Consider the following 14935-nt stretch of genomic DNA (forward strand, 5'->3'; position numbering starts at 1 on the left):
GCACGGTCAATATGGCTTCTATCTGCTTATTGTTGCTTGGCGATGATTTGGTCTTTGATTCCGGCATAAACGGCCGGAGGAATAATTTTCTTTTGTACCAGCTCGTCCTTGCCCTTGTAGGGACGATTGCGGATGATATTGGCGGCGCGGATATCGCCGACGCCTTTCAAAGCGCGAAGCTCGTCCTCGGTTGCCGTGTTGATGTCGAGCAATTGCTGGGCGGCGGGTTTGGCGGCATGGGGTGCCTTGACCGGCTTGGCCGCCGGCGCCGGAGCGGCCGTGTTTGGCACAGCGGGCTGCACCGCTTGCGCGAGGCAGGGTGCCGCGAAGCCGGCCAATGCGCAAAGGGATAAAGCGAGGATCATTTTCCTTGCGAACTTCATAGGAATTCCTCTCTGATGACGTTTGTACGGGGCGGAAACCGGCTATTTGAATTTCATGGCACTTGCAATGCGCCCGAGCAATTCGGTTTGTTCTTTCGAATTTTGAGCGACCAATTCCAAATTGTGATCAATCGCCGAAAGCGCTCGCGCTATATGTTCGAGCGCCTCGGTTTTTTGCTCTTCTATATCGGTCACGCCAGTATCAGGTATAAAGGGGCGAACGGTCTCGGCCGGCCCCCCAATCCGGGTTCTCGCGGTCATATCAATCTCCCTATCTTACCCGGTTACGTATTTACACGCCACTTCGGGACTCAGCCGCCAGCATCTTATAGGTTGATCGCGCTCGAGGGAAACGCCAGAGTGCAAGCCTCAATTGAAAGCCTCAATAACGCCACCTCTGGGCGCTCGCCACGAGAAAATCGCGGAAGACCCGCACCTTGGCGACATTCTTCACGGCTTCTGAAAAGACGAGATAGCAATTGAGCGTCGGTGTGATCGCATGCGCCATCAATTGCACGAGACCGCTTTCGGGCTCATTGAGGTAATCGGGGAGGACGCCAATCCCTATTCCGGTCTCGACCGCGCGCTGCAACGCCGGAATATTGTTGACCGACATCGCGGCAATGCGGTCCTTGCCGCCGCGCCCGGCGAAAAGCGGCGCATTGAGATCGTTCAGGAAGCTGGTCGGCGTCGCCGAATAGGCCAAAAGCCGGTGCTGGGCGAGTTCTTCGAGCGAATGCGGCTGGCCATGCCGGCGTAAATATTCGGCCGAGGCATAAAGATGATAATGCACGGCGAAAAGGTGCCGTCTGATGAGGTCGGGCTGTGATGGCTCGCGCAGGCGCAAGGCGACGTCCGCCTCGCCCATCCCAAGATCAAGCTCCTCATCGGCGAGGATGACCTCGAGCTTGATGTCGGGATAGAGTTCGAGAAAAGGTCCAAGACGCGGCGTCAGCCAGCCCATACCGATCCCGAAGCTGGTGGTGATCCGCAGATCGCCGTTCGGCTTTTCGCGGCTTTCGTTCAGCGCCAGCTGGACAGAATCCAGCTTGGCCATGACCTCACGCACCGTGCGCAAGAGCAGTTCGCCTTGCTCGGTCAGAATAAGACCGCGCGCGTGGCGATGAAACAAGGAAACTTTCAAATCGAGTTCGAGGGCGCTCACCTGCCGGCTGACCGCCGATTGGCTGAGCCCGAGAGCCTCACCCGCATGGGTGAACGAGCCCGACGCCGCCGCCGCATTAAAAGCCCGCAACTTGTCCCAGTCCAATAGGGGCTCTCCTCGCGGCCGCCCGCCTTATTCCGCCACGGCCCGCACTTCGCCTTCCCCTGCCAGCCAGTGCTCAGCCTCGATCGCCGCCATGCAGCCAAGGCCCGCCGCGGTGACGGCCTGGCGATAAATATCGTCGGTGACGTCACCCGCCGCGAACACGCCAGGCACACTCGTGGCGGTCGAAAAAGGCGCCGTCTTGATGTAGCCGTTCGGCTTGATCGCGATCTGACCCTTGAAAAGCCCGGAGGCGGGTTCGTGTCCGATTGCGACAAAAACGCCATGGGTGGCAAGATCGCGTGTTTCGCCCGTCGCGACATGTTTCAGCCGGACATGGCTCACGCTCAAGGGATCGCTGGTGCCGATGATTTCATCAACGGTATGATCGAAGATCACTTCGACATTTGGGCGCTTGAACAAGCGATCCTGCAGAATGCGCTCGGCGCGGAATATGTCGCGGCGATGAACGATGGTGACATGGCTGGCGATTTGGCTCAGATAGAGCGCCTCTTCGACGGCCGTATTGCCGCCGCCGACGACGACGACCGGCTTGCCGCGATAGAAAAATCCATCGCAGGTCGCGCAAGCGGAGACGCCATACCCCTGGAACTTGGTTTCCGAGGGAATGCCGAGCCATTTCGCCTTGGCGCCGGTCGCGATGACCAATGTGTCGCAGGTATAGACCGCGCCACCGTCTCCGAGCAGGCGGAAGGGACGCCGCCCAAGCTCAACCTCGGCGATATGATCCGATATCATGCGGGTTCCAACATGTTCGGCCTGGGCTTTCATTTGCTCCATCAGCCAGGGGCCGGTAATCGGAGCGGCGAAGCCGGGATAATTCTCAACATCCGTCGTGACCATCAGCTGGCCGCCAGGCTCGAAACCGGCAATCAGGACCGGCTCCAGCATGGCGCGCGCAGCATAGATCGCGGCGGTGTAACCAGCGGGGCCAGATCCGATAATGATGAGTTTTGCATGCGTAGGAGGGATAGGCCGGGAAAGTTCCGACATGGGGAGCCTTATGCGTGGCAAGGATTAAGCAAAGGCGCGCCTAACTCGGGCCGCGCGGCCGATATGATGGCACCAATGAAAATATATATGCGGCTTGCTCAAGCGCAACCTTTTGCTTCGCGCAAAACGATCAAGACCGCGAAGCACTGGCTGGGCAAGCCAGCCAGTGCAGCACTTGGGGCTATGATTTAGCCAGGATGCCGCAAGTGTCTTGGATGCTCCACGGCTGCCGGTTGCAGGGTTAAGGCGCCGATTCCCGCTGACAAATTGAGTCCGGTTGATTCTCCCGCCGCCAAAGGCTGCAGGCTGATGGAATTGCCGCTGCCGCCCACGAGCGCATTGGCGCTGAGGCCGGCGCCCAGGGCAAAACCGGCTCCAGGTCCGGCATAATCGCCGGTCAGGGCGAAATGGCCAGGAGGCCCCGCCGTAACCACGCCCCAGGCAAACTGCCCAGGTCCGGTGGCGCCGATGTCGAGGCCAATCCGGCTGAGGGTGCCCGTGTAATATTCAGGCCGGCCATGTGCCCTATGATAAATGCAGGAGACACTTTTGCTGGAACCGACGACAAAGCCGATGCCCGGCGCGACATTACACGCGAGGAATCCCGATTGGACCGGCGTGGCATTGGATGCGCTGAAGGTTAAACCGCAGAGGGTAGCACCGAGAAAAACCGCGCGCGCTGGCGAAGAACACAATAAATTCATGAAGAATGGCTCCTATGAGGGTACTACTCGCTGTTCAGCCAGCATGTGACCGAAGAACAAGGGTAATATGGAATATTATTGCCAGGCTGCTGTGTTCCAAACATCTAAGTACCTGGCATTCAGGATGATTATACCATGACTTATTTATTTCGCCAGTTTTCATCTTTTGTCGTGGTTGGCTTCATCGCCACCGGCGTCCATTATGCGATTTTGATTGGCCTCGTCGAGGTCGCGGGACTGTCGGCGGTGCCCGCTGCCTTGATCGGCTACATCGCTGGCGGCACGGTTTCATATTGCTTGAACCGGCGGCACGTCTTCCACACGAACCTATCCCATCACGCCGCGGTGTCCCGCTTTACCCTGGTTGCTGCAGTTGGCTTTGGACTCACCTATGTGTTCATGTCACTTTTGGTCGATCGAGCGGGGATTCCTTATTTGTTGGCGCAAGTCGTGACAACCGGCATCGTCATGCTGTGGAGTTTTGCCGCGCATAAAATATGGACGTTCCCGCCGTACCGGGACGCGGGTTAAGTCCGCCGTTCCGCAACGCCGCTCAAGGCCATCGCGCGAGGGGTGGCAGTGACGACAAGATCGCCTCGACATTTCCGCCTGTTTTCAACCCGAAAATTGTACCCCGATCGTAAATGAGATTGAATTCGGCGTAACGGCCGCGCCGCACAAGCTGCTCATCACGATCGGCGTCCGTCCAGGCAAGCCCCACATTGCGGCGCACGAGTTCGGGATAGATCCTGAGAAACCCCAACCCAACGTCCCGCGTAAACGCAAAAGCCGCGGCAAACGTGGCTTCGTCACCCTCGGGGCAATCGAGATAATCATAAAATATCCCGCCAATCCCACGGGGCTCATTTCGATGCTTGAGATAAAAATACTCGTCGCACCATTGCTTGAATTTCGCGTAATCAGCAACTTTGCCATGGCTGTCGCAGGGTGCCTGCATGGCGGCATGAAAGTCTTGCGCGTCAGGATCGGATTGGATGCGCCGCCGATCGAGCAGAGGCGTAAGATCGGCACCGCCGCCAAACCATGCTTTGGTGGTTATGATGTAGCGCGTATTCATATGGACGGTTGGCACATTCGGGTTCCACGGATGCGCGATCAGGGAAATTCCTGAGGCCCAAAATCTGGGATCGGCCTCGGCCCCGGGGATTTGCGCCGCGAATTCGGCCGGAAAACGTCCAAACACCGTCGAGGTGTGCACCGCCATTTTTTCGAACACGCGGCCACGCAGGACCGCCGTGCGGCCGCCGCCGCCATCGCCGCCGGAATGATCCGTCCGCGCCCAGGGTTTCGTCACAAATGTTCCTGGCGCCATGCCGGGTTCCGCGTAAGGCCCCTTCGCCTCCGTTTCCAAAAGCTCGCAGGCGGCGATGATTTTTTCTTGCAGCTGCTCGAACCAGGCGCGCGCCTCGGTCTTATGCTGATCGCCGTGAAAAGAGGCCGTCATTCATCGAACCCTTCGAGAAGTGCTTGAGCTTTACAAAATAAAATAGCCCGTTCAACAGCCATCGAGATTGCGGCAGATCAAGCAATCTCGATTGACAGTGAAGACGCCGGTTTATTTCAAGGCGATCTGCTCGTTGGATGGCAAAACTTTGGCAGGGGTTCTTTTGAATGTTTCCCCAAAACTGCCGACCAGCGCCGTCTTTACGTTGTACCCATCCTCTGTCAACTGTATATTATAGCAGTGGAAGGGACGGCCGTTTTCCGAGTGTCCTGTCTTCGCGATCTGCTTGCTCACCTCACGCAACGTGCGTTTCAATTGGTCGGGATCATCGCTCATCTTGGCAAGCTGTTTCTCGGCCAATTTATAATCGGCGGCAACGTCGTGGAGCATCCGCGTATCCGCTGGAGTTTCATATTCGCAGAGTTCCTTGAGCTGTCCGACATACATCAGCCGCACGAATTCATCTTGTCCCAAGCTGTGGATGAGTTCCAAGGCATGGCTGCGTTCGGCAGGGGCGACATTGTCCGCATTGAGGTCGCTGAAGGCGGCGGCCACATTTTCCGCATTGAAGCTGAGCTTGACACTGGCGATTTCGACAGAATTCAGCGAATCCGCTCTGTCGAGCAATTTCTGGGTCGCATGACAGAAATTGGGAAACTCCATCAAAACAAAGCCAAGCATAATGAAACCGAACACTATGTATAAAAATTGTCTTGAGTAATCGAGAACCTTCGACATAACACCCTCCTCCGGCAATGCAGGGAGGGTAAAAGAATTAACCATATTTGCCTGTGCGCCGACGCACAAACTATGATCCGGCCATAGTTGTCAGCTATGCAGCCTAGGACACCCCACTGAGCCGGATCTGCCGCGCAGCTTCCCCAACAACCATCGCCGCCGCCACGGCGACATTCAAGGACCGCATCGGCGGCTTCAAGGGAATGACAAGACGCGCGTCGGCGGCCCCGTGGACTTCGCCTGGCACACCGGCGGACTCGCGGCCGGCCAGCAGGATATCGCCGGGGGCAAAGCTGAAATCCGTGTAGGCAAGGCTCGATTGGGTCGTCAGCAGAATGAGCCGCCGCCCCGCGGCGCGGCGCCACGCGTCGAAGGCCCGCCAATGGGGATAGCGGGCGATCTCGACATGGTCGAGATAATCCATGCCGGCCCGCCGGAAATGCCTATCGGTCACCGGGAATCCGGCGGGCTCGATAATCGCCGCGGCGAGCCCGAGGCAGGCGCACATCCGCAAAATCGTGCCCGCGTTTTGCGGAATATCTGGCTGATAAAGCGCCACCGTAAAGGGCGCGATTTGGTCAGGCTGCATATTTGCCTTCCGAATGTCCAAATGATTTGAGAACGGCATTGAAACCGTCACATTCGCGTAGCATTACGGCATGGCTATTGCTTCCATGACGGGGCTCGATTATTCGATAGTCATGGAACGAGGCCGGGGTTCGAGGACAGTATGGCAGAAACCACGACAGCGGACGAACCGACCCGCAGGGACTTTCTGTTCATCGCGACGGGAGCGATGGGCGCCGTCGCGGCGGGTTTCGTGGCCTGGCCGCTCATCGATCAGATGAGTCCCGATGCAACGACCCTTGCCGCCGCATCGACGGAAGTCGATATCGCCAATATTCCGGAAGGTCAGATCATCACCGTAAAATGGCGCGGCAAGCCTATTTTCATCAGCCACCGCACGCCCAAGGAGGTCGAGGAGGCGCGGGCTGTCGCGCTGAACGAATTGCGCGATCCAGCGAGCGATGAATCCCGCGTGCAAAAGCCGGAATGGCTCATCGTCATCGGCATCTGCACGCATCTTGGCTGTGTCCCGCTGAAAAATGACGGCCCTTTCGCGGGCGGTTATTTTTGCCCTTGTCATGGTTCGGTTTACGATGCGTCGGGCCGCATCCGCCAGGGTCCGGCGCCCTATAATCTTGCCGTCCCGGTCTATAAGTTCACAAGCGATACAAAACTCACGATAGGGTAAAATAAAGCCATGCACGCGCTCGCGGCGGCGCGTTCGATGATCCTCAACACTGGCTATGCGAGTGGCCGGAAATAGTCACCGAGAGAAGATATTCATCATGAGCGGAGAGCCGACCTACGTCCCGAAAAGCCCTCTGGCCCAGTGGTTCGAAAGCCGGCTGCCGGTCATCGGCCTCGTCCATTCCTCCTTCGTGGCGTTCCCCAACCCGCGCAACCTCAACTATTGGTGGACCCTCGGCGGCATCTTGTCGTTCATGCTCGCCGCGCAGATCGTCACCGGCATCGTGCTGGTTATGCATTACACGCCGCAGTCCGGCCTCGCCTTTGCCTCGGTCGAGCATATCATGCGCGATGTGAACTATGGCTGGCTGCTGCGTTACGCACACGCCAATGGCGCGTCGATGTTTTTTTTCGCGATGTATATCCATATGTTCCGCGGCATGTATTACGGCTCCTATAAATCGCCGCGTGAGGTCTTGTGGCTTCTCGGCTTCATCATCTATTTTCTGGCGGTCGCGACCGCCTTCATGGGCTATGTGCTGCCTTGGGGGCAGATGAGCTTTTGGGGCGCGACGGTCATCACCAGCCTATTTTCGGCCATTCCGCTTGTCGGCGATTCGATCACCACCTGGCTGTGGGGCGGCTACGCGGTTGATAACGCGACTCTCAACCGCTTCTTTTCCCTGCACTATCTGCTCCCATTCATGATTGCGGGCGTGGTCGTGCTGCATATTTGGGCGCTGCATGTTCACGGATCAAACAATCCGGCCGGCATCGAAAAAAAGACCAGCAAGGACACTCTCCCCTTCCATCCCTATTTCACCGTAAAGGATGGGTTCGCGCTCGTATGCTTTATCGCGTTTTATGCGTGGTTCGTGTTTTACGTGCCGAACTATCTTTCCGACGCCGACAACTACATCGAAGCCAATCCGCTCCAGACGCCGGTGCATATTGTGCCGGAATGGTATTATTTGCCTTTCTACGCAATCTTGCGATCGATCCCATCCAAGCTTGGCGGCGCAAGCGCGATGTTTATCGCGGTTTTCGTGATCGCCTTTCTGCCATGGCTCGACACTTCTCGCGTGAAGTCGGCCGCGTTCCGTCCGCTGTATCGAATTTTCTTCTGGCTGTTTGTCGCCTGTACCATCCTGCTTGGCTATATGGGATCGCAACCGCCGGAGGGGATCTACGTGATCGCCGCCCGGTTTCTCACCGTCTATTATTTCCTCCACTTTTTTGTAATCCTGCCGTTGCTCGGGCGCTATGAGCGGCCAAAGCCCCTGCCCGACTCCATTTACGATTCAGTCTTGGGCAAGTCTGGCAAAGCCGCCGTGGCGGACACCACTCAAATGCAAATACGCGAACCTGGGCAATGACCATCGGCGCCGTGTCATGGCCAAAAGGAAAAAACGAATGAGGCACGGAAACCAATTCCGCCGCGGTAGCGGATGGGCGTTTGGCGCCCTCTTGTTGGCGGCTTATGCGGGAGCGAGCGGCACGGGTTTCGCCGCCGAGGACGCCGGGGGCGCCCCTCCAGCGCATGAACAGCCAAAACCGCCGCGCCAGGAATGGACGTTCAACGGCTTTTTCGGCCGCTATGATCAAGCGCAACTCCAGCGCGGTTTTCAGGTCTATCGCGAGGTATGTTCCAACTGCCATTCCCTCAAAATGGTGGCGTTCCGCAATTTGTCCGACCCGGGCGGCCCCGGCTTTTCGGAAGCGCAAGTCAAGGCACTCGCCGCGAAGTACCAGATCAAGGACGGACCCAACGACGCCGGCGACATGTTCGAGCGGCCCGGGCGGCCGTCGGATTATTTCCCCTGGAACTTCGCCAATCCGCAGGCGGCAGTGGCGGCGCTCGGCGCCTTGCCGCCCGACATGTCACTGCTCGCCAAGGCCAGATCCTATGAGCGCGGGTTCCCCCTTTTTCTGATCGATCCGATCATCCAATATCAAGAGCAGGGGCCCGATTACATCTATGCCCTGTTGAACGGCTACACCAACGACAAGGACCCGACCTGGAACGAATATATGCCGGGTCACAAGATCGCCATGCCCATGCCGCTCAGCGACGGCGCGGTTGACTACGCGGATGGCTCGCCCAAAACGGTCCCGCAATATGCCAAGGATGTCACGGCATTCCTGATGTGGGCTGCCGAACCGAAACTCGAGGAGCGCAAGCGCCTCGGCTTTGGCGTGCTGATCTTTCTTGTCGTTTACGCCTTGCTTCTCTTGGTTGTGAAAAAGAAGATATGGCATAGCCCCACGGCGCATCCGAGCCCCGATACGCCCTAGGCTTTGCGGCTCGCGGCCCCAGCCTCACGCCTCCTCGGACCATTTCGGGGATTTGACGGCCGGGCCGGTGCCTCCTATCGTTCCCGGCATGCTCGCGCATTGAGCAATCCGCGAAGCTTCTCATTTTTCTCAAGGTCAGATCATGTCCCTCGCCGGCGCGCTCGAGTCCGCCAATGCCTGGCCTTTCGAGGAGGCGCGCAAACTCATCCGGCGTGTCGAGGCAACCGGCCAGAATGAAGTTCTATTCGAAACCGGCTATGGCCCCTCCGGCCTCCCTCACATTGGCACTTTCGGTGAGGTCGCCCGCACGACCATGGTTCGGCATGCGTTCCGGGTCTTGACAAAGGACAGGATCAAGACACGGCTCCTCGCGTTTTCGGACGATATGGACGGCCTACGCAAGGTGCCCGACAATATTCCCAACAAGGAGCTTGTCGCCGTCCATCTTGGCAAGCCGCTCACCGAGGTTCCCGATCCCTTCGGCACGCATCCAAGTTTCGGCGCGCACAACAATGCGCGGCTGCGGGCGTTTCTGGACCAATTCGGCTTCGATTATGAATTTGCTTCCGCGACGGACTATTACAAGTCCGGCCGCTTCGACGCCGCGCTCCTCCATATGCTGTCGCGTTACGAGCAAGTGATGGCGATCATGCTGCCGAGTTTTCGCGAGGAACGCGCCGCGACCTATTCGCCCTTCCTGCCGGTTCACCCAAGAACCGGCATTGTCATGCAGGTGCCGATCGAGGCGATCGATGCGAGTGCGGGCACGCTGAGATGGCGTGATCCGGACACGCAAGAGCAATTCGAGACCAAGGTGACCGGCGGCGCCTGCAAGCTGCAATGGAAACCGGATTGGGCGATGCGCTGGTATGCGCTCAAGGTTGACTACGAAATGGCCGGCAAGGATCTGATCGAATCGGTGAAACTCTCTGGCGCGATCGTGCGCGCGCTCGGGGGCACGCCGCCGGAAGGGTTCAATTATGAATTGTTCCTCGACGAGAAGGGCCAAAAAATCTCGAAGTCCAAAGGCAATGGCCTGACCATCGAGGAGTGGCTCACCTATGCGAGCCCCGAAAGCCTCTCGCTGTTCATGTATCAGAAGCCAACCGCCGCCAAGCGGCTTTATTTCGACGTGATCCCGCGCACGGTCGATGATTATCTCACCTTTCTTAGCGCCTATCCAAGGCAAGAGGCAAAAGAGCGTCTTGGCAACCCGGTCTGGCATATTCATTCAGGCGAGCCTCCTGAGCCGGAAATTTTGCACGGCGCCGGCAGCCAATCGACCGCGATCACCTTCGGCATGCTGCTCAATCTCGCCGCCGTGGCGAACAGCGAGGATCCACAGGTCATTTGGGGATTTTTGCGACGCTATGCGCCGGATGTTTCACCCGAGGCGCATCCCCGCCTCGATAGGCTGGTGACCTATGCGGCGCGTTATTTCCGCGATTTCGTCCGTCCAGCGAAAAGCTTTCGCGAGCCGGATGACATCGAGCGCGAAGCGCTTGAAAAACTCTGCGCCGCGCTCGCTGTTTTGCCGGAAGGGTCCAGCGCCGAGGCCATCCAGGCCGCGCTCTATGATGTCGCGCGCAAAATACACCGTTATCAGGACATGAAAGCCAAGGGCGCCACGGCCGAGCGGCCAGGCGTTTCCAATGATTGGTTCACCATGCTTTATGCGGTGCTGCTCGGGGAGAGCCGTGGCCCCCGCTTTGGCTCTTTCGTGGCGCTTTACGGAATTGAGGAGACCCGCCAGCTGATCGCGGAGGCTCTCTCCGGCGTTCTGCAACGCAAGCACGCGGTGTTTTTGCAAGAAAGCAAGCCGGGCATTCGAAGCGAGAAGACGCCGCCGAAATCTTCGTGAGAACTCTGTTCAAGGAATGCGCTTCTAATGGATTTGATCTACAAAATCGCTCCCGCCGCCTTGTGGCGCAAAGCCCAGGACAGGGGTAGATTCGAAGGCACTCCAGCCGATATCGCCGACAGTTACATTCATTTCTCGACCGCTGATCAGGCCAAGGCAACTGCCGCGAAATATTTCGAGGGGCAAGATCATTTGCTTCTCATCGCGGTCGACTCGAAGAAGCTCGGCGAGGCCTTGCGCTTTGAAGCTTCGCGCGACGGCGCGCTGTTTCCCCATCTTTATGCGGACCTGCCGCTCGATGCGGTGGTTTTTGCAAAACCACTCCTTCTCCTGCCGGATGGCCAGCATGATTTCACCGGGCTTCTCTAATGCCCTCTGTCTTCCACGCACTCATGCGTCCGCTGCTGTTCCATCTCGATCCCGAAATCGCGCATGAATGGGCGCTCAAGGCGCTCCGCAATATCCCCTTGCCAGCGGCCGCCCCAGACGACTCGCGCCTCGCCGTCAAGGCGTTCGGACTTGCCTTTCCAAATCCGCTTGGCCTCGCGGCGGGCTTCGACAAAAATGGCGAAGTTGCCGATGCGATCCTTCGGCTTGGCTTCGGTTTTGCCGAGATCGGCACGATCACGCCGCTCCCGCAGCAGGGCAATCCGCGCCCGCGCCTCTTCCGCCTCACGCCCGATCAAGCGATTGTCAACCGTCTTGGCTTTCCAAGCCAGGGCCACGCGGCCGTCCACACGCGCCTAACAGCCCGAGCGCATCAGCCGGGGATTGTTGGCGTCAATCTCGGCGCCAACAAAGACGCGCGCGATCGTGTCCCGGATTATGTGCAAGGAATCGACGCCTTCGCCGATATCGCTGATTATTTCACGATCAATATTTCGTCGCCCAATACACCAGGTTTGCGCGATTTGCAGCGTGCCAATGCGCTCGATGATCTTCTCGCACGCGTCCTCGCGGCTCGCGATAAAGCGGCGGAGGTTTTCCCGCACCGCCCCGTGCTCTTAAAAATCGCCCCCGATCTCACGCTGACCGAACTCGACGAAATCATCACATGCGCGAGAGCACGAAACATCGACGGAATGATCGTTTCAAATACAACCGTCTCGCGGCCCTCATCCTTGCGTGATCCATCAGCGGCGGAAACGGGCGGCCTGTCGGGTCGGCCGCTTTTCGCTCCCTCGACACAAATGCTGGCGCAAGCCTATCTGCGTGTCGAAGGACAATTCCAGCTGATCGGCACAGGCGGCGTCGAGAGCCCAGAAACCGCGCTCGCGAAAATCGAGGCAGGCGCCACTCTTTTGCAATTTTATTCGGCGCTGGTTTTCGAGGGGCCCTGGCTCGCCGCGACGATCAAACGCGGCCTCCTTCAACTGCTTGAACAAAAATCCTATCCCCGGCTTGCGGATGCGATCGGAGTGATGGCGCCGGACTGGGCCACCGGAAAACTCAACGCCGACAATTTCCGGTAGCGCCACGCAAGCGACAGGCCTCGCATGGCGAGAAACAGGAGCAAGGAAAGCCAAAGCCCTGTATTGCCGAGAGGCCGCAGCAGCATGAAGCTTGCAAGATAAACCGCGAGCGAAAGAAGCATCATATTGCGCATGTCGCGTGTCCATGTCGCGCCGATGAACACACCGTCGAATTCATAGGCAAGGGCGCCAACGAGCGGCACCAGCGCGGCAAACATCAGATATTCGTTCGCCTGGATTCGCACGTGCGGATTGGTCGTCAAAAAAGCGATAAAGACATCGCCGAAGAGCAGCGCGGCCACCGACAATCCCGCCGCGAAAATGAAACACCACAATGCCGTCAATCGCACGGAAGCGTGAAAACTCGCGGCGTCGCGCGCGCCAATCGATTGGCCACACATTTGCTCGGCCGCCGTGGCGAAGCCATCGAGAAAGAAAGCTGCCACGAGAACGAGGTTCTGCAAAATCGCATTGCCCGCGAGAACGATGTCGCCGCCCCGCGCGCCTTGCGCGGTAAAAAACGCGAAGGCAAAAAGGAGTGCCGTGTTGCGGACAAAAATATCCCGGTTGATGACAAACATCCGGGCAATTTTCTCGCGATCGAAAACTCGCCCGCACGGAACAGAAAACAGATCCCGGTACATGCGCCAAACGACAAATAACCCGCCCAGCGCACCCAACACTTCGGCCGCGAGCGTGCCCGCCGCCGAGCCCTGCACCCCGAGCGAAAGTCCATAGACGAAGGCGATGTTGAGGCCGATATTGCCAAGATTGATCATGACCTGAAGGGCAAGCGCGATATCGGTCCGGCCGCGCCCGACGATCGCGCCCATGACGGCGTAATTGGCGAGTGCGAAAGGCGCCGACCAAATTCTGATGTTGAAATAAAGCCGGCCCGCGTCCGTCACTTCTGGGCTCGCAGCAAGCGCACCAAAGCCAATCCAGGCGATCGGGGCCTGCAAGCAGATCATGGCGGCACCAATGAACAGGCCAACGATCAGCGCTCGCAGCAGCGTCGCGCGCTGCTCACTGCTGTCACCTGCCCCCAGGGCTTGCGCAGTCAGCCCTGCAGTCCCCATGCGCAGGAAACCGCAGCTCCAAAAGATGAAGTCGAAAATGATCGCGCTGGCGGCGATGGCGCCGAGAAGATGCGCCTGGCCGAGCCTGCCGATCACCGCCGCATCGGCAACGCCGAGCAGCGGCGTCGTCATATGGGCGAGCGTCATCGGCAGCGCGAGCCTCGCCACGCGGGCGTGACTGACCTGCGGAGGATTTCCACCGCTGCTTGCCGTGGCACTTGGCTGGAAAGTCACCGGCATGATCAGCGGCCGTTGCGCATATTCATCAGCCGCAGCACCAGCCAGACGGGGATGACAATCGCAGCCCCCGCGAGAATGTAATTGCCAATTTCACGGATCGCGTCAAAGCCAAGGCCCCAGATGCGATCGATGAGGTCTTTGATCCCGCGAAATATGTCGATGGGCCTGATATCGAGCCACATCAGAAATGCGCCGACGATCAACGATACGAAGACCAGCCGCAGGAAGACGCCGCCGGGCGAGCCTCCCAGAAAACGGTTCAGCGCCGTCTCGTCCCGCGGCAAAGGGGCGTTGAAGGGGTTTGACGGCTGTCCCGATGCCGTCCACTGGGGCGGCGCCTTGGGCGCCAAAGGGTCATTCTCGCTCATCTAAACCTCTTCAAACAAATGTGTTGAGGGGCAAAACCCCGGACGGCTTTTTAGCCGGTCATTACTTACGTCGGAGACGACGCGGACGCTTAGAAGTTCAGATATCTTAGCCAAAGTAAGGGGCGAATGCGTCACTCCAATTACTAGAGGTTTCCCTCGCGCAAGCACTCGTTCCCTAATAGGCTTTGGCGGTGGTCGCTTGTCCACTTTGATAAATGCTACGTAGCCAGGCAACCCGAGCTCATAAACGTTGACTCCCTCATCTTTGGATAGCACAGTTGGTCTAAGCGTACTGGAGTCGAGCTCGCCTACAAGACGATAGATGAACATGGGAAACTCATCCGTGCAGCCTGGATTCTTATCTAACAGCATTCGGCGAATCGTTGCTTCGAACGGGCCGAGAACAACCCCCGGCGTGTGAACTGATATCGACATTCTCCAGAGAATTGAAAGAAGGCAGAGCTTCAAACTAGCATAGTCATAATCTTGAATAGTGTAGAAATCTTTGTCAGGTTTTGCCTGCCGAAACTGATCATAAGCACCATGCCTCACCAGCAGATTGGCTGTATACTGTTCCCAGGGAGAGAATTTGTTGTCGCAATTGGCGCATAGAATTTTGCCGTCGTACCGGCCTTTTGGAAGTCGCTTTGGGTATGAATCTTTGCTGACGAGCGTCATCGGCCCGGAAGGGTCCTTCAGCGGCTCGAGCAGACACTCGGCGATGATGTGTGCGTTGATAAGCTTCTTATCTTCTTCGCAAAATCGGCAGAGCATATATGGTGTGCTCCTTTACTC

General features: G+C 58.1%; 18 protein-coding genes. 7 read left to right on the forward strand and 11 right to left on the reverse strand.

What is annotated here, in order from left to right; all coding sequences use genetic code 11:
- Window positions 1-26: 26 nt before the first annotated feature.
- The 5 genes from QEV83_RS07550 to QEV83_RS07570 form a co-directional block, all read right to left on the reverse strand.
- Complete coding sequence (locus QEV83_RS07550; protein WP_280130590.1) at window positions 27-383, reverse strand: helix-hairpin-helix domain-containing protein; 357 nt, start codon at window positions 381-383, stop codon at window positions 27-29.
- A 42-nt stretch (window positions 384-425) separates the two neighbouring features.
- On the reverse strand, window positions 426-644 hold the full coding sequence (locus tag QEV83_RS07555) for a hypothetical protein (protein WP_280130591.1): 219 nt from the start codon (window positions 642-644) through the stop codon (window positions 426-428).
- A gap of 121 nt (window positions 645-765) precedes the next feature.
- The gene (locus tag QEV83_RS07560) at window positions 766-1653 is read right to left on the reverse strand and encodes a LysR family transcriptional regulator (protein ID WP_280130592.1); all 888 of its coding nucleotides are present in this window, start codon (window positions 1651-1653) and stop codon (window positions 766-768) included.
- A 27-nt stretch (window positions 1654-1680) separates the two neighbouring features.
- Window positions 1681-2664: a thioredoxin-disulfide reductase gene (trxB, locus tag QEV83_RS07565; protein WP_280130593.1), complete on the reverse strand. Its 984-nt coding sequence runs from the start codon at window positions 2662-2664 to the stop codon at window positions 1681-1683.
- Between the two features lie 188 nt (window positions 2665-2852).
- On the reverse strand, window positions 2853-3368 hold the full coding sequence (locus QEV83_RS07570; RefSeq protein WP_280130594.1) for a DUF992 domain-containing protein: 516 nt from the start codon (window positions 3366-3368) through the stop codon (window positions 2853-2855).
- Window positions 3369-3503: 135 nt separating this feature from the next.
- Here QEV83_RS07570 and QEV83_RS07575 point away from each other — a divergent pair, with 135 nt between their 5' ends.
- Window positions 3504-3899, forward strand: coding sequence for a GtrA family protein (locus QEV83_RS07575; RefSeq protein WP_280130595.1), 396 nt, complete (start codon window positions 3504-3506; stop codon window positions 3897-3899).
- 22 nt (window positions 3900-3921) lie between these two features.
- Here QEV83_RS07575 and hemF read toward each other — a convergent pair whose 3' ends face one another.
- From hemF to QEV83_RS07590, 3 genes are all read right to left on the reverse strand, one after another.
- On the reverse strand, window positions 3922-4833 hold the full coding sequence (hemF, locus tag QEV83_RS07580; RefSeq protein ID WP_280130596.1) for an oxygen-dependent coproporphyrinogen oxidase: 912 nt from the start codon (window positions 4831-4833) through the stop codon (window positions 3922-3924).
- 111 nt (window positions 4834-4944) lie between these two features.
- Window positions 4945-5571 carry a hypothetical protein gene (locus QEV83_RS07585; protein WP_280130597.1) on the reverse strand — a complete coding sequence of 209 codons (627 nt, stop codon included), beginning with the start codon at window positions 5569-5571 and terminating at the stop codon, window positions 4945-4947.
- Between the two features lie 103 nt (window positions 5572-5674).
- Window positions 5675-6160, reverse strand: a complete 486-nt coding sequence (locus QEV83_RS07590; RefSeq protein WP_280130598.1) for a TrmH family RNA methyltransferase — start codon at window positions 6158-6160, stop codon at window positions 5675-5677.
- Window positions 6161-6301: 141 nt separating this feature from the next.
- On the opposite strand from QEV83_RS07590, the gene petA reads away from it, so the two are divergent.
- From petA to QEV83_RS07620, 6 genes are all read left to right on the forward strand, one after another.
- Window positions 6302-6826 carry a ubiquinol-cytochrome c reductase iron-sulfur subunit gene (petA, locus tag QEV83_RS07595; RefSeq protein ID WP_280130599.1) on the forward strand — a complete coding sequence of 175 codons (525 nt, stop codon included), beginning with the start codon at window positions 6302-6304 and terminating at the stop codon, window positions 6824-6826.
- 97 nt (window positions 6827-6923) lie between these two features.
- Window positions 6924-8201, forward strand: a complete 1278-nt coding sequence (locus tag QEV83_RS07600; RefSeq protein WP_280130600.1) for a cytochrome b N-terminal domain-containing protein — start codon at window positions 6924-6926, stop codon at window positions 8199-8201.
- A gap of 37 nt (window positions 8202-8238) precedes the next feature.
- Window positions 8239-9120 carry a cytochrome c1 gene (locus QEV83_RS07605; RefSeq protein WP_280130601.1) on the forward strand — a complete coding sequence of 294 codons (882 nt, stop codon included), beginning with the start codon at window positions 8239-8241 and terminating at the stop codon, window positions 9118-9120.
- A 142-nt stretch (window positions 9121-9262) separates the two neighbouring features.
- Window positions 9263-10981: a lysine--tRNA ligase gene (locus QEV83_RS07610; protein WP_280130602.1), complete on the forward strand. Its 1719-nt coding sequence runs from the start codon at window positions 9263-9265 to the stop codon at window positions 10979-10981.
- Window positions 10982-11008: 27 nt separating this feature from the next.
- On the forward strand, window positions 11009-11350 hold the full coding sequence (locus QEV83_RS07615) for a DUF952 domain-containing protein (protein ID WP_280130603.1): 342 nt from the start codon (window positions 11009-11011) through the stop codon (window positions 11348-11350).
- Window positions 11350-12453 (forward strand): quinone-dependent dihydroorotate dehydrogenase, encoded by a 1104-nt coding sequence (locus QEV83_RS07620; RefSeq protein ID WP_280130604.1) that lies wholly within the window; start codon window positions 11350-11352, stop codon window positions 12451-12453. Before QEV83_RS07615 ends, QEV83_RS07620 begins: the two co-directional genes overlap by 1 nt.
- Here QEV83_RS07620 and QEV83_RS07625 read toward each other — a convergent pair.
- Genes QEV83_RS07625 through QEV83_RS07635 form a run of 3 tightly spaced genes read right to left on the reverse strand, consistent with a single transcriptional unit; the run spans window position 12372 to window position 14914 of the window.
- Window positions 12372-13772 carry an MATE family efflux transporter gene (locus QEV83_RS07625; RefSeq protein WP_280130605.1) on the reverse strand — a complete coding sequence of 467 codons (1401 nt, stop codon included), beginning with the start codon at window positions 13770-13772 and terminating at the stop codon, window positions 12372-12374. The two genes, QEV83_RS07620 and QEV83_RS07625, sit on opposite strands and share 82 nt — an antisense overlap.
- Before the next feature lie 2 nt (window positions 13773-13774).
- Entirely contained in the window at window positions 13775-14140 is a 366-nt protein-coding gene (locus tag QEV83_RS07630) for a DUF6460 domain-containing protein (protein WP_280130606.1), read from the reverse strand.
- Window positions 14141-14914 (reverse strand): hypothetical protein, encoded by a 774-nt coding sequence (locus tag QEV83_RS07635; protein ID WP_280130607.1) that lies wholly within the window; start codon window positions 14912-14914, stop codon window positions 14141-14143.
- Between the last annotated feature and the right edge of the window lie 21 nt (window positions 14915-14935).

It is taken from the genome of Methylocapsa sp. D3K7, assembly GCF_029855125.1.
Lineage (GTDB): Bacteria > Pseudomonadota > Alphaproteobacteria > Rhizobiales > Beijerinckiaceae > Methylocapsa.

Bases quoted from the DNA above. Each gene is read 5' to 3' on its own strand.
- QEV83_RS07550 (WP_280130590.1), bottom strand. From the start codon at position 383: ATGAAGTTCGCAAGGAAAATGATCCTCGCTTTATCCCTTTGCGCATTG.
- QEV83_RS07555 (WP_280130591.1), bottom strand. From the start codon at position 644: ATGACCGCGAGAACCCGGATTGGGGGGCCGGCCGAGACCGTTCGCCCC.
- trxB (WP_280130593.1), bottom strand. From the start codon at position 2,664: ATGTCGGAACTTTCCCGGCCTATCCCTCCTACGCATGCAAAACTCATC.
- QEV83_RS07570 (WP_280130594.1), bottom strand. From the start codon at position 3,368: ATGAATTTATTGTGTTCTTCGCCAGCGCGCGCGGTTTTTCTCGGTGCT.
- QEV83_RS07575 (WP_280130595.1), top strand. From the start codon at position 3,504: ATGACTTATTTATTTCGCCAGTTTTCATCTTTTGTCGTGGTTGGCTTC.
- hemF (WP_280130596.1), bottom strand. From the start codon at position 4,833: ATGACGGCCTCTTTTCACGGCGATCAGCATAAGACCGAGGCGCGCGCC.
- QEV83_RS07585 (WP_280130597.1), bottom strand. From the start codon at position 5,571: ATGTCGAAGGTTCTCGATTACTCAAGACAATTTTTATACATAGTGTTC.
- QEV83_RS07590 (WP_280130598.1), bottom strand. From the start codon at position 6,160: ATGCAGCCTGACCAAATCGCGCCCTTTACGGTGGCGCTTTATCAGCCA.
- petA (WP_280130599.1), top strand. From the start codon at position 6,302: ATGGCAGAAACCACGACAGCGGACGAACCGACCCGCAGGGACTTTCTG.
- QEV83_RS07600 (WP_280130600.1), top strand. From the start codon at position 6,924: ATGAGCGGAGAGCCGACCTACGTCCCGAAAAGCCCTCTGGCCCAGTGG.
- QEV83_RS07605 (WP_280130601.1), top strand. From the start codon at position 8,239: ATGAGGCACGGAAACCAATTCCGCCGCGGTAGCGGATGGGCGTTTGGC.
- QEV83_RS07610 (WP_280130602.1), top strand. From the start codon at position 9,263: ATGTCCCTCGCCGGCGCGCTCGAGTCCGCCAATGCCTGGCCTTTCGAG.
- QEV83_RS07615 (WP_280130603.1), top strand. From the start codon at position 11,009: ATGGATTTGATCTACAAAATCGCTCCCGCCGCCTTGTGGCGCAAAGCC.
- QEV83_RS07620 (WP_280130604.1), top strand. From the start codon at position 11,350: ATGCCCTCTGTCTTCCACGCACTCATGCGTCCGCTGCTGTTCCATCTC.
- QEV83_RS07625 (WP_280130605.1), bottom strand. From the start codon at position 13,772: ATGCCGGTGACTTTCCAGCCAAGTGCCACGGCAAGCAGCGGTGGAAAT.
- QEV83_RS07630 (WP_280130606.1), bottom strand. From the start codon at position 14,140: ATGAGCGAGAATGACCCTTTGGCGCCCAAGGCGCCGCCCCAGTGGACG.
- QEV83_RS07635 (WP_280130607.1), bottom strand. From the start codon at position 14,914: ATGCTCTGCCGATTTTGCGAAGAAGATAAGAAGCTTATCAACGCACAC.